Below are 16,624 nucleotides of genomic sequence, written 5' to 3'. Positions count from 1 at the left end.
GAGTTAGAACGATGCTGCAGCCAAAGCGCACAAAGTTCCGCAAGCAGTTCAAGGGCCGTATCCACGGTACCGCCAAGGGCGGCACCAACCTGGATTTCGGCGGTTTCGGGCTGAAGGCGCTTGAGCCGAACCGCGTCACCGCGCGCGAGATCGAGGCGGCCCGCCGCGCGATCACCCGCGAGATGAAGCGCGCCGGCCGCGTCTGGATCCGGGTGTTCCCGGATCTGCCGGTCACCTCGAAGCCGACCGAAGTGCGCATGGGTAAGGGCAAGGGCGCCGTCGACTATTGGGCGGCGCGCGTCAAGCCTGGCCGCATCATGTTCGAGATCGACGGCGTCAGCGAAGAGACGGCGCGCGAGGCGCTGCGTCTCGGCGCTGCCAAGCTCTCGGTCAGGACGCGCTTCGTACAGCGCATCGCAGAATAAGGACGGGCCGATCATGAAAGCCGAAGACATCCGGACCAAGACCCAGGACCAGCTGACCGACGACCTGGCCAGCCTGAAGAAGGAGCAGTTCAACCTGCGCTTCCAGAAGGCCACCGGTCAGCTCGAGAAGACCGCACGCGTGAAGCAGGTCCGCAGGGACATCGCGCGCATCAAGACCATCGCCGCGGAAAAGTCCGCGGCCAAGAAGGCTTAAGGACGAAAACCATGCCAAAGCGCATTCTGCAGGGCACCGTCGTCAGCGACAAGAACGAGAAGACGGTTGTCGTCAAGGTCGAACGGCGCTTCACGCATCCCGTGATGAAGAAGACCGTGCGCATGACCAAGAAGTACAAGGCGCACGACGAGAACAACGCCCACAAGGTCGGCGACCAGGTGTTCATCCAGGAATCGAAGCCGATTTCGAAGGATAAGCGCTGGATCGTCGTGTCTTCGGACCAGGCGTAAACAAACGAATTTTGGACAGACCGGGGAGGGGCTTCGAGCCCGTCCCGTTAGAAAAGAAGAAGGCGGCCAGTCATGATTCAGATGCAAACAAACCTCGACGTCGCGGATAATTCCGGCGCCCGTCGTGTCATGTGCATCAAGGTGCTGGGCGGCTCGAAGCGGAAATACGCTTCCGTCGGCGACATCATCGTGGTGTCGATCAAGGAAGCCATTCCGCGCGGCCGCGTGAAGAAGGGCGATGTGATGAAGGCGGTCGTGGTTCGCACGGCCAAGGACATCCGTCGCCCGGACGGCAGCGTGATCCGTTTCGACAAGAACGCGGCCGTTCTCGTCGACAACAAGAAAGAGCCGATCGGCACGCGTATCTTCGGACCGGTTCCGCGCGAACTCCGCGCCAAGAACCACATGAAGATCATCTCGCTCGCGCCAGAAGTGCTGTAAGGAGCCGGACCAATGCAGAAGATTAGAAAAGGCGACAAGGTCGTCGTGCTGGCCGGCAAGGACAAGGGCCGTTCGGGCGAAGTCCTCTCGGTGCAGCCGAAGGACGACACCGCGCTGGTGCGTGGCGTCAACATGATCCGTCGTCACCAGAAGCAGTCCCAGTCCCAAGAGGGCGGGATCATCACCAAGGAAGCGCCGATCAACCTGTCGAACATCGCGCTGGCCGACCCCAAGGATGGCAAGCCGACCCGCGTCGGTTTCATCTTCCAGAAGGACGGCAAGAAAGTGCGCGTCGCCAAGCGCTCGGGAGAAGTCATCAATGGCTAAGGCTGAAACCAAGCAGGCGACTGCCAAGAACGAGCCGCGCCTCAAGAAGGTCTACAACGAGACCATCCGCAAGGCGCTGCAGGAGCAGTTCGGCTACGACAACGACATGCAGGTTCCGCGCCTCGACAAGATCGTGCTGAACATGGGCGTTGGCGAGGCGACCGGCGATTCGAAGAAGCCTTCGGTCGCCGCCGAAGACCTGGCGCTGATCGCCGGCCAGAAGGCCGTCGTCACCCGCGCCCGCAACTCGATCGCCGGCTTCAAGGTGCGCGAGAACATGCCGATCGGCGCCAAGGTCACGCTGCGCAAGGAACGCATGTACGAGTTCCTCGACCGCCTCGTGAACATCGCGCTGCCGCGCGTCCGCGACTTCCGCGGGCTGAACCCGAAGAGCTTTGACGGCCGTGGCAACTACGCCATGGGCATCAAGGAACACATCGTGTTCCCGGAGATCAACTACGACAAGGTTGATCAGGTCTGGGGCATGGACGTCATCGTTTGTACGACGGCGAAGACGGACGACGAAGCCAGGGCTCTGCTCAAGGCTTTCAACTTCCCCTTCCGCCAGTAACGGCAGCGAAAAAGGAAAAATCTGAAATGGCAAAGACCAGCTCAGTCGAGAAGAACAACAGGCGCCGGAAGCTTGCGGACCAGTATGCCGCCAAGCGTAACGCGCTGAAGGCCATCGTCATGGATCAGTCCAAGCCGATGGAAGAGCGTTTCCGCGCCCAGTTGAAGCTGTCGGCACTGCCGCGCAACTCGGCCAAGATCCGCATCCGCAACCGCTGCGAAGTCACGGGGCGTCCGCGCGCCTACTATCGCAAGCTCAAGGTTTCGCGTATCGCGCTTCGCGATCTTGGCAACAACGGCCAGATCCCGGGCCTGGTCAAGTCGAGCTGGTAAGGAGGACATTGAGATGTCATTGAGCGATCCTCTCGGCGATATGCTGACCCGCATCCGCAACGCCTATGGCCGCAAGAAGTCGAGCGTCTCGACTCCGGCCTCGCGTCTGCGCACCCGCGTCCTCGACGTGCTGAAGGCTGAAGGCTATATCCGCGACTACAGCCAGACCGACTTCGAGAACGGCAAGTCCGAAATCGAAATCGAGCTGAAGTATTTCGACGGCGCGCCGGTCGTGCGCGAAATCGCCCGCGTCTCGAAGCCGGGCCGCCGCGTCTATGTCTCGGCCAAGTCGATCCCGCAGGTCGCCAACGGCCTCGGCATCGCCATCCTTTCGACGCCGAAGGGCGTGATGGCCGACCACGAAGCGCGCGAGCAGAATGTCGGCGGTGAAATCCTCTGCCAGATCTTCTGATCCGGCGCGTGAGATCGAAAGCGGTATCCGGTTTTCGGGAACGCTCGAAAACTGGAACCTGAACCAAGAGAAGTGACGAGGACAACAAAATGTCTCGTATTGGAAAGAAACCCGTTTCGCTGCCGCAGGGCGTGACCGCGACCGTCAACGGCCAGACCGTGACGGCGAAGGGCCCCAAGGGCGAGCTGAAGTTCGTGGTCAATGACGAAGTGCTGGTCAAGCTGGAAGGCACCGAGATCGCCGTTCAGCCGCGCGACCAGACCAAGACCGCCCGCGCCAAGTGGGGCATGTCGCGCACGCAGATCGTCAACATCCTTCAGGGTGTCAAGGACGGCTTCGAGAAGCGGCTCGAGATCACCGGCGTCGGCTATCGCGCCGCCATGCAGGGCAAGAACCTGCAGCTGGCGCTCGGCTTCAGCCATGACGTGATCTACGAGACCCCGCAGGGCATCACGATCACGGTGCCGAAGCCGACGGAAATCACGGTCACCGGCATCGACAAGCAGCAGGTCGGCCAGGTTGCCGCCGAGATCCGCGAGTATCGCGGCCCCGAGCCCTACAAGGGCAAGGGCGTGCGCTACGCCGGCGAGAAGATTGTCCGCAAGGAAGGCAAGAAGAAGTAAGACTGCAACGCCGCGGGGAGCGGCCGCGGGAGGCTTGGCCTACCGCACAGGGTTGCCCCCGGCTACTGAAGGCAAGGAACTGACATTATGGCTAGCCCGAAAGAAACCACCCAACGCCGTGCGCAGCGCGTGCGCCGTCAGCTCAAGAAGGTCGCCGGCGAGCGTCCGCGGCTGTCGGTCCACCGCACCTCGAAGAACATCTACGTCCAGGTCATCGACGATGCCCAGGGCCGCACCCTGGCCGCCGCCTCGACGCTGGAGAAGGACCTCAAGGGTTCGCTCAAGACGGGCGCCGACACCGCTGCCGCTGCCGCGGTCGGCAAGCTGATCGCCGAGCGCGCTTCGAAGGCCGGCGTCAAGGAAGTCGTCTTCGATCGCGGCCCGTACATCTATCACGGCCGCGTCAAGGCGCTGGCCGACGCTGCCCGCGAAGGTGGCCTGAGCTTCTAAGCTTGGTCCCGAAAAGTTGCAGACTTTTCGGATAGGATCATGCAAGGAAGAAAATGATTTTTCACCGCCGGCGACCCAAAAGTGGCGCCGGCATTTCAGCAACCCGTGCTTCCGGAAAAGAACAAGGAACAGGATATGGCACAGGAACGTAGGGAAGGCGGCCGCGGCCGCGAGCGTGATCGCGAAGAGCGCGATGACGGCATGGTGGACAAGCTCGTCCACATCAACCGCGTCGCCAAGGTGGTTAAGGGCGGCCGGCGTTTCGGCTTCGCCGCTCTCGTCGTCGTCGGCGACCAGAAGGGCCGCGTCGGCTTCGGCCACGGCAAGGCGCGCGAAGTGCCGGAAGCGATCCGCAAGGCGACCGAGTCGGCCAAGCGCGACATGATCTTCGTGCCGCTGCGCTCGGGCCGCACGCTGCATCACGACGTCGAGGGCCGCTGGGGCGCCGGACGCGTTCTGCTGCGCGCCGCCAAGCAGGGTACTGGCATCATCGCCGGCGGCCCGATGCGCGCCGTCTTCGAGACGCTCGGCATGCATGACGTGGTCGCCAAGTCGATGGGTTCGTCGAACCCGTACAACATGGTTCGCGCCACCTTCGACGCGCTGAAGAGCCAGATGCATCCGAAGGATGTGGCTGCAGCGCGCGGCATCAAGTACTCGACCCTTCAGGCCCGCCGCGGCAATGCCGTTGCGGCTGAAGAATAGTCGACGCTGACCAGGGATCCAGACCATGGCCAAGAAAGCTACCAAGACCATCACCGTCGAGCAGATCGGCTCGCCGATCCGCCGGCCGAAGGAGCAGCGCGCTACGCTGGTCGGCCTCGGCCTCAACAAGATGCACAAGCAGCGCACGCTGGAAGACACGCCCTCCGTGCGCGGCATGATCGCTGCCGTCCAGCATCTCGTCCGCGTCGTGGACGAGGGCTGAGCACAAGCGCAGGAGAACGAAGATGAAACTCAACGATCTGCGTGACAAGGACGGCGCCACGCACTCCAAGAAGCGCCTGGGCCGCGGTATCGGCTCCGGCTCGGGCAAGACCGCCGGTCGCGGCGTCAAGGGCCAGAAGGCGCGCTCCGGTGTCGCCATCAACGGCTTCGAGGGTGGCCAGATGCCGCTCTACCGGCGCCTGCCGAAGCGCGGCTTCAACAACCTGTTCGGCAAGAGCTTCACGGTCGTGTCGCTGGCCCGCATCCAGGCTGCGGTCGACGCCAAGAAGCTCGACGCCAAGGCAACGGTGACGGCCGAAGCGCTGGTCGCGGCCGGCGTCATCCGCCGCGTCAAGGACGGCGTGCGCGTGCTCTCGGACGGCGAGCTCAAGGCGAAGCTTGCCTTCGACGTGGCGGGCGCCTCCAAGGCCGCCATCGAGAAGATCGAGAAGGCCGGCGGTTCGGTGAAGGTGCCGGAAAAGGCCGCCGCCGAGTAACGGCGATTTGAAGCGCGGTCGGCAAGAGCGGACCTCGTTTTTGCTCCCGATCGCGCTTTGATCTGATCAATATGGCGGCCGCGTCAACGCGGCCGCTTGCATGTTTACGGTCCGGAGCTTATCTCGTGAGCTTCGGTGACACGCGCCGCCTGAGCTGCGGGCATCGAGCGTGACATAGCAATCAAAGAAGTAGAGCATGATGTTGTCCGAAAACCGCTCCACACTTTTCGGCATCATGCTCTAGCGGAGAATCAGGCATGGCTTCGGCTGCTGAACAACTAGCCTCGAATCTGAATTTTTCGGCCTTCGCCAAGGCCGAGGACCTGAAGAAACGCATCTGGTTCACCATCGGCGCGCTGCTCGTCTATCGGCTCGGCACCTATATCCCGCTGCCCGGCATCAATCCGGACGCTTTCGCCCAGGCCTTCTCCTCGCAGAGCAAGGGCGTGCTCGGCATGTTCAACATGTTCGCCGGCGGCGCCGTGCAGCGCATGGCGATCTTCGCGCTGGGCATCATGCCCTACATCTCCGCCTCCATCATCATGCAGCTGATGACCTCGGTCATCCCATCGCTGGAAGCGCTGAAGAAGGAAGGCGAGCAGGGCCGCAAGATCATCAACCAGTACACGCGCTACGGCACCGTGCTTTTGGCGCTGGTGCAGGCCTATGGCATCTCCGTCGGGCTGGAAGGCGGCAACGGCATCGTCAACGATCCCGGCATGTTCTTCCGCATCTCGACTGTGGTGACGCTGGTCGGCGGCACCATGTTCCTGATGTGGCTCGGCGAGCAGATCACCGCGCGCGGCATCGGCAACGGCATTTCGCTGATCATCTTCTCCGGCATCGTCGCCGGCCTGCCGCGCGCCATCTCCGGCACGCTGGAACTCGGCCGCACCGGCGCGCTGTCGACCGGCCTGATCCTGGCGATCATCGTTTTGGCCATCGTCGTCATTGCGCTCATCGTGTTCTTCGAGCGCGCGCAGCGCCGCCTGCTGATCCAGTACCCGAAGCGCCAGGTCGGCAACCGCATGTTCCAGGGCGATACCTCGCACCTGCCGCTGAAGCTCAACACGTCGGGCGTCATCCCGCCGATCTTCGCGTCGTCGCTGTTGCTCCTGCCGGCAACAGTCGCCGGCTTCTCGCAGACGACCAACATGCCCGCCTGGGCGAGCACGATCCTTGCCTCGCTCGGCCACGGCCAACCGCTCTACATGGCGTTCTACGCGGCGATGATCGTGTTCTTCGCCTTCTTCTACACGGCGATCGTCTTCAACCCCAAGGACACCGCCGACCAGCTCAAGAAGCATTCCGGCTTCATTCCGGGCTACCGCCCGGGCGAGCGCACCGCCGATTACATCGACTATGTTCTCACGCGCATCACCGTCATCGGCGCCATCTACCTGGTGCTGGTGTGCCTGCTGCCCGAATTCCTGATTTCAGCGACTGGCGTACCATTCTACCTTGGTGGCACATCGCTTCTGATCGTGGTCAGTGTAACGCTCGATACGGTGGCGCAGATCCAGGGTCACCTGATCGCGCACCAGTATGAGGGCCTGATCAAGAAGTCGAAGTTGCGCGGGGGGAAGAGGACCAGATGAGGCTGATATTGCTTGGACCGCCGGGGGCGGGCAAGGGGACGCAAGCGCAAAGACTGGTAGAGAAATACCGCATACCGCAGCTCTCGACCGGCGACATGCTGCGTGCGGCCGTACAGGCCGGCACGGAAGTGGGCAAGCGGGCCAAGGCGGTGATGGATGCCGGCGAACTGGTGTCGGACGCCATCGTCAACGCGATCGTGGCCGAGCGCATCGATCAGGCCGACTGCGCAAATGGCTTCATCCTCGACGGTTACCCGCGCACGCTGGTTCAGGCCGATGCGGTTGAATCGATGCTCGCCGACCGTGGCCTCCATCTCGATGCCGTCATCGAACTCGTGGTCGACGACAAGGCGCTGGTTGGACGAATCGTCAAGCGCGCCGAGGATGCCAAGGCCGCCGGCCAGCCGGTGCGCAAGGACGACAATCCGGCTGTGTTCGAGGAGCGCCTGCGGGAGTACTACAAGAAGACCGCGCCGCTGATCGGCTACTATTACGCCAAGGGCAGGCTGAAGAGCGTCGACGGCATGGCCGACATAGACGCGGTGACGCGCGAGATCGAAACGGTGCTCAAATCCGTCACCCAGGCGGCGGCATAGAGAAAACAGACGATTGCGCTTGACTGTAGCGGTCCGCTGGGGTATGGCGGCCCGTCTTCCATCAGGCATAGGCTTTGCTTGTCCGCAAGGGCAAGGCAGCCGCTTTGAACTGGAAACTCCCGCAAGGGCCGGCCTCCACCGGACGCGGGGCAACTTGAAGCGCCGGCGTGTCCGGCCCATATGGAGATGAGAGAAGATGGCTCGTATAGCCGGCGTCAACATTCCGACCAACAAGCGCGTCGTCATTGCGCTTCAGTACATTCACGGCATTGGCAAGAAGTTCGCCCAGGAGATCGTCGACAAGGTCGGCATCCCGGCCGAGCGCCGCGTCAACCAGCTGACCGACGCGGAAGTGCTGCAGATCCGCGAGACGATCGACCGCGACTACCAGGTCGAAGGCGACCTGCGCCGCGAAGTGTCGATGAATATCAAGCGGCTCATGGATCTCGGCTGCTATCGCGGCCTGCGTCACCGCCGCTCGCTGCCGGTCCGCGGCCAGCGCACGCATACCAATGCGCGCACCCGCAAGGGCCCGGCGAAGTCGATCGCCGGCAAGAAGAAGTAATTAGGGGAATAAGGGAGTAGGGGAGTAAGGCGGTAGGGAATAGTCCGAAAATCGGATCATTTGTTTCCCTACTCCCTTACTTCCCTATTCCCCTACTCCCTTACCAAGGTGGAGCCGCTGGCATTACGGCGGTGTAGAGATCAACTGAAAGGACTACCATGGCCAAGGAAGCCGCTCGTGTTCGCCGTCGCGAACGCAAGAATATCTCGTCGGGCGTTGCCCACGTCAATTCGACCTTCAACAACACGATGATCACCATCACCGACGCGCAGGGCAATTCGATCGCCTGGTCGTCGGCCGGCGCCCAGGGCTTCAAGGGTTCGCGCAAGTCGACCCCGTTCGCCGCCCAGATGGCCGCCGAGGACGTCGCCAAGAAGGCGCAGGAACACGGCATGCGCATGCTCGAGGTCGAGGTCTGCGGGCCCGGCTCGGGTCGTGAATCGGCGCTGCGCGCGCTGCAGGCCGCCGGCTTCACCATCACCTCGATCCGTGACGTGACGCCGATCCCGCACAATGGCTGCCGCCCGCGCAAGAAGCGCCGCGTCTAAGGAACTATCGAACGCCGCGCGAACGCCAAAAAGCGTTCCTCCGCGGCATTCCAGGTCGCCCGCCACGATTGGATGGTGGCGGGGCAACGGAAGGAAAGCATCATGATCCAGAAAAACTGGCAGGAACTGATCAAGCCGAACAAGATCGAGTTCTCGTCGAAGAAGAAGACGCTGACCACGCTGGTCGCCGAGCCGCTCGAGCGCGGCTTCGGCCTCACGCTGGGCAACGCGCTGCGGCGCGTGCTTCTGTCTTCGCTGCGCGGCGCGGCCGTCACCGCGGTGCAGATCGACGGCGTCCTGCATGAATTCTCGTCCATCGCCGGCGTGCGCGAGGACGTGACCGATATCGTGCTCAACATCAAGGAAATCGCCATCCGTATGGAAGGCGACGGCCCGAAGCGCATGGTCGTTCGCAAGCAGGGCCCGGGCGCCGTGCTGGCCGGCGACATCCAGACGGTCGGCGACGTCGAGATCCTCAACCCCGACCACGTCATCTGCACGCTGGACGAGGGCGCCGAGATCCGCATGGAGTTCACCGTCGACACCGGCAAGGGCTATGTGCCGGCCGAGCGCAACCGCGCCGAGGACGCGCCGATCGGCCTGATCCCGGTCGACAGCCTCTACTCGCCGGTCAAGAAGGTCTCCTACAAGGTCGAGAACACCCGCGAGGGCCAGGTCCTCGACTATGACAAGCTGACCATGACCATCGAGACCGACGGCTCGATCTCGGGCGAGGACGCGGTGGCTTTTGCCGCTCGCATCCTGCAGGACCAGCTCGGCCTGTTCGTCAACTTCGACGAGCCGCAGAAGGAAGTCGCCGCCGAAGCCGTCACCGAGCTTGCCTTCAACCCGGCGCTGCTCAAGAAGGTCGACGAGCTGGAGCTCTCGGTGCGTTCCGCCAACTGCCTGAAGAACGACAACATCGTCTATATCGGCGACCTGATCCAGAAGACCGAAGCCGAGATGCTGCGCACCCCGAACTTCGGCCGCAAGTCGCTGAACGAGATCAAGGAAGTCTTGGCGGCGATGGGCCTGCACCTCGGCATGGAAGTGCCGGACTGGCCGCCGGAAAACATCGAAGACCTCGCAAAGCGTTACGAAGACCAATATTGAGCATGAATTCCAAGGATCGGCGGCGTGAGCCGCCAGATCCGACGGTCATGCGGAAAACCATCAGAGGCCGTGGCCTCTTGAACAACTGAAGAAGGAAAAGAGCCATGCGCCACGGTTTCAAAGGCCGTCGTTTCGCCCGCAGTGTAAGCCACCGCAAGTCGATGTTCGCCAACCTCGCAGTCTCGCTGCTCGAGCACGAGCAGATCGTCACCACTCTGCCGAAGGCTAAGGACCTGCGTCCGATCGTCGAGAAGCTGGTGACGCTCGGCAAGCGCGGCGATCTGCATGCGCGCCGTCAGGTGATCGCCCAGATCGGCAATGAGGGCGTCGTCAAGCGCCTGTTCGAGACGATCGCGCCGCGCTACGCCTCCCGCAACGGCGGCTACCTGCGCATCATGAAGGCGGGCTTCCGTCACGGCGACAATGCCGCGATGGCGGTCATCGAGTTCGTCGACCGCGACACCTCGGCCAAGGGCGCCGGCGACCGCGCCCGCATCGAAGCCGAAGGTACCGAAGAGGAAGTCGCGGCCGCCTGAGGCTGGGCTTTTCGCAAGTGTTCAAAGGGGCCCTGTGGGCCCCTTTTTACATTCTGAAATCGGCGCTTGGCGTTTCCGACAATTTCGTCGGCCGACGCCCGTGCTTTTGCGCGACAATTATCGGATTTCGGTGCATTAGCCTTTCATTCTGCACAATCGTCGGGACAATGGCGCCCGATTTGGAGGATTCGGAATGCGCATGAAACGGCTGTCCCTTGTTCTGATCTCGGCCTTGCTGGCGTTCGCGCCGGCGGCCAGGCAGGCGCTGGCCGAGGACGCCGCCAAGCCCGCCGATCCCGGCCTGTCCGACGTGCTGACCGATCTTCTCCATGGCGTCGAAGGCGAGAACGCCACCTCCGGACCCGACAAGCGCGTGCCGTTCGGCCGCGAGGAGGTGCAGCTCTCGTTCGCGCCTTTGGTCAAGCAGACGGCGCCGGCCGTGGTCAACGTGTATGCCTCGCAGACCGCCAAGGTGACGTCGCCTTTCGAGGGCGATCCCTTCTTCGAGGAATTCTTCGGCCGCGCGCAGCCGCGCGCGCAATCCTCGCTGGGCTCTGGCGTGCTGGTCGACCCGAGCGGTGTCATCGTCACCAACTACCACGTCATCAAGGATGCCGACGAGGTGAAGGTGGCGACCGCCGACGGGCGCGAGTTCACCAGCAAGGTCATGCTCAAGGATGAGACGCTCGATCTCGCCGTGCTCAAGATCTCCGCCGACAAGCCGTTCCCGGTGATCGCCATCGGCGATTCCGACGCGCTCGAGGTCGGCGATCTGGTGCTGGCGATCGGCAATCCGTTCGGTGTCGGCCAGACCACCACCAGCGGCATCGTTTCGGCGCTGGCCCGCAGCCATATCGGCGTTTCGGATTCGGGCTATTTCATCCAGACCGACGCCGCCATCAATCCCGGCAATTCCGGTGGCGCGCTGATCAACATGGGCGGCCAGCTGGTCGGCATCAACACGGCGATCTACAGCCGCAGCGGCGGCTCGATCGGCATCGGTTTCGCCATCCCCGCCAATATGGTGCGGGCGTTCGCCGACGCGGCCAAGGCCGGTCTCGATTTCTTCGAGCGGCCCTATGTCGGCGCCGAGTTCGAGGCGGTGACGCCGCAGATCGCCGAATCGCTCGGCATGGAAAAGCCGACCGGCGCGCTGGTCTCGTCGGTCGATGCTGCCGGGCCGGCGGGCAAGGCTGGGCTGAAGCCCGGCGATGTCGTGCTCTCGCTCAACGGCACGACCGTCGAAAGCATCGAGGCGCTGGATTATCGTATGGCGACGTTGTCGATCGGCACCAAGGCCAGCTTCGCCGTGCTCAGCAAGGGCCAGCAGGCGACGATGGATATCGCGCTGGAGCGCGCGCCGGAAGGCGCCAAGGCCACCGAGGTGACGCTGCATGGCCGCAGCCCGTTCGCCGGCGCCAAGGTGGCGGAGCTGTCGCCGCGGCTGGCGCAGCGGCTCGGCCTGCGCACCGACCTCAAGGGGGTCGCCGTGGTCGACATCAATCGCGATTCGCCGGCCGCCGATTTCGGCTTCCAGCCGGGCGACATCGTGCGCGAGGTGAACGGCACGACTGTCGACACGGCGGCGACGCTGGCGCAGGTAGCCCAGCAGGACACGCGCTGGTGGCGCTTTACCGTCGAGCGCGGCGGGCAGATACTGCGCCAGGTGTTGCGTTATTGAGGCGATCCAGGGATCGTCCTCCAGCTTTGAAGACCGTTCATGGCCGATTTGTTCAGCGTCGATGAACCGGAAAAGGCGCCGCCCGGCCGGCCGCTGGCCGACCGGCTGCGCCCGAAAAACCTCGGCGAGGTCGTTGGCCAGGAGCATCTGACCGGTCCGGATGGCGCGCTGACCAGGCTGATCGATTCCGGCTCGCTCGGCTCGATGATCTTCTGGGGCCCGCCAGGCACCGGCAAGACCACGGTGGCCCGGCTGCTGGCCGGCGAGACCAAGCTTGCGTTCGAGCAGATATCGGCGGTGTTTTCCGGAGTCGCCGACCTCAAGAAGGTGTTCGAGGCAGCGAAGCTGCGCCGCGGCAACGGCCGCCAGACCTTGCTATTCGTCGACGAGATCCATCGCTTCAACCGGGCTCAGCAGGACGGCTTTCTGCCGGTAATGGAAGACGGCACCGTCGTGCTGGTCGGCGCCACCACGGAAAACCCGTCCTTCGAGCTGAACGCCGCGCTTTTGTCGCGCGCGCGCGTGTTGGTCTTCCGTTCGCTCGGCGAGGACAGCATCGCCAAGCTGCTGGCGCGGGCGGAGGAGACCGAGGGCAGGGCGCTGCCGCTCGACGACGAGGCGCGGGCCATGCTGATCCGCATGAGCGACGGCGACGGCCGAGCTTCGCTGACGCTTGCCGAAGAAGTGTGGCGCGCCGCCAAGCCGGGCGAGGTGTTCGGGCCGGAGGGCCTGCAGCGCATCATCCAGCGCCGCGCGCCGATCTACGACAAGGGTCAGGACGGTCACTACAATCTGATCTCGGCGCTGCACAAATCGGTGCGCGGCTCCGATCCGGACGCGGCCCTCTACTATCTCGCCCGCATGTTCGACGCTGGCGAGGATCCGCTCTATCTCGGCCGCCGGCTGGTGCGCATGGCGGTGGAGGATATCGGGCTGGCCGACCCGCAGGCGCTGGTCATCGCCAATGCCGCGAAGGACGCCTACGACTATCTGGGTTCGCCCGAGGGCGAGCTCGCCTTCGCCGAGGCCGCCGTCTATCTCGCCACCGCGCCGAAATCCAACGCCGTCTACACCGCCTTCAAGGCGGCGACACAAGCGGCAAAGGAGCACGGCTCGCTGCTGCCGCCCAAGCACATCCTCAACGCGCCGACCAAGCTGATGAAGGAAGAGGATTACGGAGCCGGCTACCGCTACGACCACGACGAGCCCGACGCCTTTTCCGGCCAGGACTATTTCCCCGAAAAGATGGGCCGGCGCACCTTCTACGATCCGCCCGAGCGGGGCTTCGAGCGCGATATCAGGAAGCGGCTGGAATACTGGGCCAAGCTGCGCGGCGAGCGGGAAAGGTAGGCTGCTTCTCGCGGCTGGCCGTTTGCCGCGGTCCGTGCCTGGTCAGCCGGCAAGCGCCGCGCGGATCTTGCCCGCGTTTTCCGCCAGCACCTCGGGCTTTTCCATCTGTCCGCTGTGCGGCTTCAGGGGGACGCCTTCGAAGCGCGGGATGACATGGACATGCAGGTGGTAGACGGTCTGGCCCGAAGCCGGTTCGTTGAACTGCAGGATGGTGACGCCGTCGGCGCCGAAGGCTTTCTTGACCGCCTGCGCCAGCTTCTGAACGCCAATGAAGAGCGGCCCGAGCGTTGCCGTGTCGGCGTCGAGCAGATTGCGCGATGGCGCCTTCGGCACCACCAGCGTGTGGCCCTTTCCTTGCGGCATCACGTCCATGAAGGCGATGACCGCATCGTCTTCATAGACGCGGTGCGAGGGGATTTCGCCGCGCAGGATCTTCGCGAAGATGTTGCCGGGATCGTAGTCAGCCATGGCGGGCGCTCCTGATCATGGATGTCCTGCCTCGTGTAGCGAAGCCGTCATGGCGCGGCAAGGCAGGTCAGCCGAGATCGATTCATGCCCGCCTCGACCAGGGCGTGGCCTATTCGGCCAGATCCTTGCGGAACGGCGTGTGTTCCTCGAGATATTCGCCCATCCGCTCGACCTCGCGGCGCTCGCGGCGGAGATAATCGGCCACCGCGTTGCGCAGGCCTGGATGCGCGATGTAGTGCGCCGAGTGCATGGTCACGGGGCGGTAGCCACGCGCCAGCTTGTGCTCGCCCTGCGCGCCGGCTTCCACCACCTTCAGCCCGCGCTCGATGGCGAAGTCGATCGCCTGGTGGTAGCAGACCTCGAAATGCAGGAAGGGGTGGTCCTCGATGCAGCCCCAGTTGCGTCCGTAGAGCGCGTCCGAGCCGATGAAGTTGATGGCGCCGGCGATGTAGCGGCCGTTGCGCTTGGCCATCACCAGCAGGATGTCGTCGGCCATGCGCTCGCCGATCAGCGAGAAGAACTGGCGGTTCAGATAGGGCCGCCCCCATTTGCGGCTGCCGGTATCCATGTAGAAGGCGAAGAAGTCGTCCCAGGCCTTCTCGGTCAGGTCCTTGCCGGTCAGCCAGTCGATGGTGATGCCGTCCACCAGCGCCTCGCGCCGCTCCTTCTTCATCGCCTTGCGTTTGCGCGAGGCAAGCGTGGCGAGGAAATCGTCATAGCTCGAAAAGCCTTCATTGAAGAAATGGAACTGCTGGTCGGTGCGGTGCAGGAAGCCGGCTGCTTCCAGCGTCGCGACATCGCTTTCCGAGGCGAAGGTGACATGCGCCGAGGACACGCCGAGCCTGTCGGTCACCATCTTCAGGCCGGCGGCGAGGCCGGCCTTCACGGCGCTATCGTCCTCGCCCTTGCTGACCAACAGGCGAGGGCCGGTGACTGGCGTGAACGGCACGGCGCTTTGCAGCTTCGGATAGTAACGACCACCGGCGCGCTCGAACGCATCCGACCAGCCATGATCGAAGACATATTCGCCCTGGCTGTGCGATTTGAGATAGCACGGCACGGCGCCCAGCAGCCTGCCTTGCGCCGTCTCCAGCCGCAGGTGATGGCCCTGCCAGCCGGTGCGGCGCACGGCGCAGCCGGACTCTTCAAGCGCGCTCAAAAAGGCGAATGAAACGAGAGGGTTATAGCCGGTTTCCTCGTCGCCGCGCGCGGTCCCGGCAAAGCCGTTCCACTCGTCGCAGGTGAAGGCGCCGATGCCGGAGGCGACGCGGATCGAAAACTCCGCATTCGCCATCTGACCATCATCGTCATCACCCTGATCCATGAGGCTTATTTAAGCTCCATCCGGGGCCGCGCAAGCCTGGATCACGCCACCTTTACGAGATCGGGTTCGAAACCCTCGAAGGTCATCTGGTCGGCATATTTGAAGGTGAGGTCCACCGCCGGCTGGTCATGCACGGTCCAGGTGATGACCGGCATTTTCAGCCGCTGGCGCACAAAGCTGACGAAGGGGTTGGGCAGGTCGCCGGCGGCATAGGAGGTGAAGGCGATGTCATGCGCCAGCATGGCGAAATGTGCCTCTATCAGCTGGTTGTCCTTGCCGTAGGCGGTAAGCCCGCCAGGAATGCCGGGCGCGTCCTTCGGGAAATCGCGGATCAGCCAGTGGTCGAACGACATGATCGCCGCCTTGCCCTTGTAGCGCTTGAGCATCTTGCCGACGCTCGCCACAAGGCCCTGGTCGTAGCCCGGCGTGCCCTTCAGTTCGACCACCAGCGGCACGCGGCCGTCGATCAGGTCGAGCGCCTGCTGCAGCGTCGGCACATGATCGGCCGTGCCGCCGACCTTGAGCGCCGAGAGCTCCGCCGCGGTGCGCTGCCAGACGAAGCCGTCCTCGCCGGTCAGCCGCTTGATGTCGCCATCATGGATGACGACGGGAACGCGGTCCGACGAGAGATGCACGTCGCATTCGATCGCGTAGCCGCGCTCGGCGGCGGCTGCGAAGGCCGACAGCGTGTTCTCCCAGCGCGTCTTGTTCATGTCGTGGAAGCCGCGGTGGGCCACGGGCCGGGCGGTCAGCCAGGAAAGATCGGTCATGATGTCAGTCCGGCTCATTCGACTTCGAAGATCGCTTCGATTTCCACCGCAGCGTTGAGCGGCAGCGAGGCGGTACCGACGGCGGAGCGGGCGTGCTTGCCGCTTTCGCCCAGTACCGCGACCAAGAAATCGGAAGCGCCGTTGGCGACCAGATGCTGCTCGACGAAGTCGGGCGCCGAGGCGACGAAGACGGTGATCTTGACCAGGCGCCGGATCTTCCCGAGATCGCCGAGCGCTGCCTTGGCCTGCGCCAGGATGTTGATGGCGCAGTATTTTGCGGCTTCCTTGCCGGCCGCCGTATCGACGTCGCGGCCGAGCAGGCCGCTCGCCTGCAGCTTGCCGTCCTTGAGCGGCAACTGCCCCGCCGTGAACAGCAGATTGCCGGTCCGGCAATAGGGCACATAGTTGGCGGCCGGCGCGGCGGCGGCCGGAATCGTGACGCCGAGATCGCTTAGCCGCTTTTCGATTGTTTCGCTCATCGTATTTCCCTATTGCTTGAAGACGCAGCGCGAGCCGGGCCGAAATTGCTATTTTTGCCTCGCTTCCGCCATGACTTTTTTTAAGCTGGACCATCTTTCCCTGCGGCCTGCCATCAGCCGCGACGA

General features: G+C 63.8%; 25 protein-coding genes. 21 read left to right on the top strand and 4 right to left on the bottom strand.

Features of this window, described 5'->3' with window-relative positions; translation table 11 throughout:
• Positions 1–11: 11 nt before the first annotated feature.
• The 21 genes from rplP (at position 12) to EN857_RS19090 (ending at position 13,457) form a co-directional block, all read left to right on the top strand.
• Complete coding sequence (rplP, locus tag EN857_RS19190; RefSeq protein WP_126054438.1) at positions 12–425, top strand: 50S ribosomal protein L16; 414 nt, start codon at positions 12–14, stop codon at positions 423–425.
• A gap of 13 nt (positions 426–438) precedes the next feature.
• Positions 439–639, top strand: a complete 201-nt coding sequence (gene rpmC / locus EN857_RS19185; protein ID WP_126042433.1) for a 50S ribosomal protein L29 — start codon at positions 439–441, stop codon at positions 637–639.
• Between the two features lie 11 nt (positions 640–650).
• Complete coding sequence (gene rpsQ, locus EN857_RS19180) at positions 651–890, top strand: 30S ribosomal protein S17 (RefSeq protein WP_010909280.1); 240 nt, start codon at positions 651–653, stop codon at positions 888–890.
• A gap of 72 nt (positions 891–962) precedes the next feature.
• A complete protein-coding gene (rplN, locus tag EN857_RS19175; protein ID WP_006205457.1) occupies positions 963–1,331 on the top strand; it encodes a 50S ribosomal protein L14 in 369 nt (122 codons plus the stop codon).
• A gap of 12 nt (positions 1,332–1,343) precedes the next feature.
• Complete coding sequence (gene rplX / locus EN857_RS19170) at positions 1,344–1,658, top strand: 50S ribosomal protein L24 (protein WP_127286408.1); 315 nt, start codon at positions 1,344–1,346, stop codon at positions 1,656–1,658.
• Entirely contained in the window at positions 1,651–2,229 is a 579-nt protein-coding gene (rplE, locus tag EN857_RS19165) for a 50S ribosomal protein L5 (protein ID WP_127286407.1), read from the top strand. The genes rplX and rplE overlap by 8 nt, the downstream gene beginning before the upstream one ends.
• Before the next feature lie 26 nt (positions 2,230–2,255).
• Positions 2,256–2,561 (top strand): 30S ribosomal protein S14, encoded by a 306-nt coding sequence (gene rpsN / locus EN857_RS19160; protein ID WP_127286406.1) that lies wholly within the window; start codon positions 2,256–2,258, stop codon positions 2,559–2,561.
• 13 nt (positions 2,562–2,574) lie between these two features.
• On the top strand, positions 2,575–2,973 hold the full coding sequence (rpsH, locus tag EN857_RS19155) for a 30S ribosomal protein S8 (protein ID WP_126054443.1): 399 nt from the start codon (positions 2,575–2,577) through the stop codon (positions 2,971–2,973).
• An 89-nt stretch (positions 2,974–3,062) separates the two neighbouring features.
• Positions 3,063–3,596 (top strand): 50S ribosomal protein L6, encoded by a 534-nt coding sequence (rplF, locus tag EN857_RS19150; protein ID WP_127285250.1) that lies wholly within the window; start codon positions 3,063–3,065, stop codon positions 3,594–3,596.
• Between the two features lie 87 nt (positions 3,597–3,683).
• Entirely contained in the window at positions 3,684–4,046 is a 363-nt protein-coding gene (gene rplR / locus EN857_RS19145; RefSeq protein WP_127285249.1) for a 50S ribosomal protein L18, read from the top strand.
• Between the two features lie 135 nt (positions 4,047–4,181).
• Positions 4,182–4,751: a 30S ribosomal protein S5 gene (rpsE, locus tag EN857_RS19140; protein ID WP_127285248.1), complete on the top strand. Its 570-nt coding sequence runs from the start codon at positions 4,182–4,184 to the stop codon at positions 4,749–4,751.
• Positions 4,752–4,776: 25 nt separating this feature from the next.
• Complete coding sequence (gene rpmD, locus EN857_RS19135; RefSeq protein ID WP_006205449.1) at positions 4,777–4,974, top strand: 50S ribosomal protein L30; 198 nt, start codon at positions 4,777–4,779, stop codon at positions 4,972–4,974.
• 22 nt (positions 4,975–4,996) lie between these two features.
• On the top strand, positions 4,997–5,470 hold the full coding sequence (rplO, locus tag EN857_RS19130; RefSeq protein WP_127285247.1) for a 50S ribosomal protein L15: 474 nt from the start codon (positions 4,997–4,999) through the stop codon (positions 5,468–5,470).
• A gap of 257 nt (positions 5,471–5,727) precedes the next feature.
• Complete coding sequence (gene secY, locus EN857_RS19125) at positions 5,728–7,068, top strand: preprotein translocase subunit SecY (protein ID WP_127285246.1); 1,341 nt, start codon at positions 5,728–5,730, stop codon at positions 7,066–7,068.
• On the top strand, positions 7,065–7,664 hold the full coding sequence (locus EN857_RS19120; RefSeq protein ID WP_127285245.1) for an adenylate kinase: 600 nt from the start codon (positions 7,065–7,067) through the stop codon (positions 7,662–7,664). The genes secY and EN857_RS19120 overlap by 4 nt, the downstream gene beginning before the upstream one ends.
• Before the next feature lie 196 nt (positions 7,665–7,860).
• Positions 7,861–8,229 carry a 30S ribosomal protein S13 gene (gene rpsM, locus EN857_RS19115; RefSeq protein WP_006205445.1) on the top strand — a complete coding sequence of 123 codons (369 nt, stop codon included), beginning with the start codon at positions 7,861–7,863 and terminating at the stop codon, positions 8,227–8,229.
• 158 nt (positions 8,230–8,387) lie between these two features.
• Positions 8,388–8,777 (top strand): 30S ribosomal protein S11, encoded by a 390-nt coding sequence (rpsK, locus tag EN857_RS19110; RefSeq protein WP_006205444.1) that lies wholly within the window; start codon positions 8,388–8,390, stop codon positions 8,775–8,777.
• 102 nt (positions 8,778–8,879) lie between these two features.
• Positions 8,880–9,890: a DNA-directed RNA polymerase subunit alpha gene (locus tag EN857_RS19105; RefSeq protein WP_006205443.1), complete on the top strand. Its 1,011-nt coding sequence runs from the start codon at positions 8,880–8,882 to the stop codon at positions 9,888–9,890.
• Positions 9,891–9,994: 104 nt separating this feature from the next.
• Complete coding sequence (gene rplQ, locus EN857_RS19100) at positions 9,995–10,426, top strand: 50S ribosomal protein L17 (protein ID WP_127285244.1); 432 nt, start codon at positions 9,995–9,997, stop codon at positions 10,424–10,426.
• 193 nt (positions 10,427–10,619) lie between these two features.
• Complete coding sequence (locus EN857_RS19095) at positions 10,620–12,107, top strand: DegQ family serine endoprotease (protein ID WP_127310037.1); 1,488 nt, start codon at positions 10,620–10,622, stop codon at positions 12,105–12,107.
• A gap of 39 nt (positions 12,108–12,146) precedes the next feature.
• On the top strand, positions 12,147–13,457 hold the full coding sequence (locus tag EN857_RS19090; RefSeq protein WP_127285242.1) for a replication-associated recombination protein A: 1,311 nt from the start codon (positions 12,147–12,149) through the stop codon (positions 13,455–13,457).
• A 42-nt stretch (positions 13,458–13,499) separates the two neighbouring features.
• Here EN857_RS19090 and EN857_RS19085 read toward each other — a convergent pair whose 3' ends face one another.
• The 4 genes from EN857_RS19085 to EN857_RS19070 all read right to left on the bottom strand — a co-directional run bounded on the left by EN857_RS19085 (position 13,500) and on the right by EN857_RS19070 (position 16,498).
• Positions 13,500–13,925, bottom strand: coding sequence for an HIT family protein (locus tag EN857_RS19085; protein ID WP_127310035.1), 426 nt, complete (start codon positions 13,923–13,925; stop codon positions 13,500–13,502).
• A gap of 109 nt (positions 13,926–14,034) precedes the next feature.
• Positions 14,035–15,249 carry a GNAT family N-acetyltransferase gene (locus EN857_RS19080; RefSeq protein ID WP_127392957.1) on the bottom strand — a complete coding sequence of 405 codons (1,215 nt, stop codon included), beginning with the start codon at positions 15,247–15,249 and terminating at the stop codon, positions 14,035–14,037.
• Positions 15,250–15,290: 41 nt separating this feature from the next.
• Positions 15,291–16,019 (bottom strand): glycerophosphodiester phosphodiesterase, encoded by a 729-nt coding sequence (locus EN857_RS19075; RefSeq protein ID WP_127392958.1) that lies wholly within the window; start codon positions 16,017–16,019, stop codon positions 15,291–15,293.
• Positions 16,020–16,033: 14 nt separating this feature from the next.
• Complete coding sequence (locus EN857_RS19070; protein WP_128346865.1) at positions 16,034–16,498, bottom strand: RidA family protein; 465 nt, start codon at positions 16,496–16,498, stop codon at positions 16,034–16,036.
• Positions 16,499–16,624 lie beyond the last annotated feature (126 nt).

Origin of the sequence: Mesorhizobium sp. M4B.F.Ca.ET.214.01.1.1, assembly GCF_004791545.1 — a bacterium.
Classification (GTDB): domain Bacteria; phylum Pseudomonadota; class Alphaproteobacteria; order Rhizobiales; family Rhizobiaceae; genus Mesorhizobium; species Mesorhizobium abyssinicae.
The sequence above is the reverse complement of the archived record's forward strand: the minus strand, read 5'-3'. Positions and strand labels throughout refer to the sequence as shown.

Coding starts and splice junctions, on each gene's coding strand:
- rplP (WP_126054438.1), top strand. CDS start 12: ATGCTGCAGCCAAAGCGCACAAAGTTCCGCAAGCAGTTCAAGGGCCGT.
- rpmC (WP_126042433.1), top strand. CDS start 439: ATGAAAGCCGAAGACATCCGGACCAAGACCCAGGACCAGCTGACCGAC.
- rpsQ (WP_010909280.1), top strand. CDS start 651: ATGCCAAAGCGCATTCTGCAGGGCACCGTCGTCAGCGACAAGAACGAG.
- rplN (WP_006205457.1), top strand. CDS start 963: ATGATTCAGATGCAAACAAACCTCGACGTCGCGGATAATTCCGGCGCC.
- rplX (WP_127286408.1), top strand. CDS start 1,344: ATGCAGAAGATTAGAAAAGGCGACAAGGTCGTCGTGCTGGCCGGCAAG.
- rplE (WP_127286407.1), top strand. CDS start 1,651: ATGGCTAAGGCTGAAACCAAGCAGGCGACTGCCAAGAACGAGCCGCGC.
- rpsN (WP_127286406.1), top strand. CDS start 2,256: ATGGCAAAGACCAGCTCAGTCGAGAAGAACAACAGGCGCCGGAAGCTT.
- rpsH (WP_126054443.1), top strand. CDS start 2,575: ATGTCATTGAGCGATCCTCTCGGCGATATGCTGACCCGCATCCGCAAC.
- rplF (WP_127285250.1), top strand. CDS start 3,063: ATGTCTCGTATTGGAAAGAAACCCGTTTCGCTGCCGCAGGGCGTGACC.
- rplR (WP_127285249.1), top strand. CDS start 3,684: ATGGCTAGCCCGAAAGAAACCACCCAACGCCGTGCGCAGCGCGTGCGC.
- rpsE (WP_127285248.1), top strand. CDS start 4,182: ATGGCACAGGAACGTAGGGAAGGCGGCCGCGGCCGCGAGCGTGATCGC.
- rpmD (WP_006205449.1), top strand. CDS start 4,777: ATGGCCAAGAAAGCTACCAAGACCATCACCGTCGAGCAGATCGGCTCG.
- rplO (WP_127285247.1), top strand. CDS start 4,997: ATGAAACTCAACGATCTGCGTGACAAGGACGGCGCCACGCACTCCAAG.
- secY (WP_127285246.1), top strand. CDS start 5,728: ATGGCTTCGGCTGCTGAACAACTAGCCTCGAATCTGAATTTTTCGGCC.
- EN857_RS19120 (WP_127285245.1), top strand. CDS start 7,065: ATGAGGCTGATATTGCTTGGACCGCCGGGGGCGGGCAAGGGGACGCAA.
- rpsM (WP_006205445.1), top strand. CDS start 7,861: ATGGCTCGTATAGCCGGCGTCAACATTCCGACCAACAAGCGCGTCGTC.
- rpsK (WP_006205444.1), top strand. CDS start 8,388: ATGGCCAAGGAAGCCGCTCGTGTTCGCCGTCGCGAACGCAAGAATATC.
- EN857_RS19105 (WP_006205443.1), top strand. CDS start 8,880: ATGATCCAGAAAAACTGGCAGGAACTGATCAAGCCGAACAAGATCGAG.
- rplQ (WP_127285244.1), top strand. CDS start 9,995: ATGCGCCACGGTTTCAAAGGCCGTCGTTTCGCCCGCAGTGTAAGCCAC.
- EN857_RS19095 (WP_127310037.1), top strand. CDS start 10,620: ATGCGCATGAAACGGCTGTCCCTTGTTCTGATCTCGGCCTTGCTGGCG.
- EN857_RS19090 (WP_127285242.1), top strand. CDS start 12,147: ATGGCCGATTTGTTCAGCGTCGATGAACCGGAAAAGGCGCCGCCCGGC.
- EN857_RS19085 (WP_127310035.1), bottom strand. CDS start 13,925: ATGGCTGACTACGATCCCGGCAACATCTTCGCGAAGATCCTGCGCGGC.
- EN857_RS19080 (WP_127392957.1), bottom strand. CDS start 15,249: ATGGATCAGGGTGATGACGATGATGGTCAGATGGCGAATGCGGAGTTT.
- EN857_RS19075 (WP_127392958.1), bottom strand. CDS start 16,019: ATGACCGATCTTTCCTGGCTGACCGCCCGGCCCGTGGCCCACCGCGGC.
- EN857_RS19070 (WP_128346865.1), bottom strand. CDS start 16,498: ATGAGCGAAACAATCGAAAAGCGGCTAAGCGATCTCGGCGTCACGATT.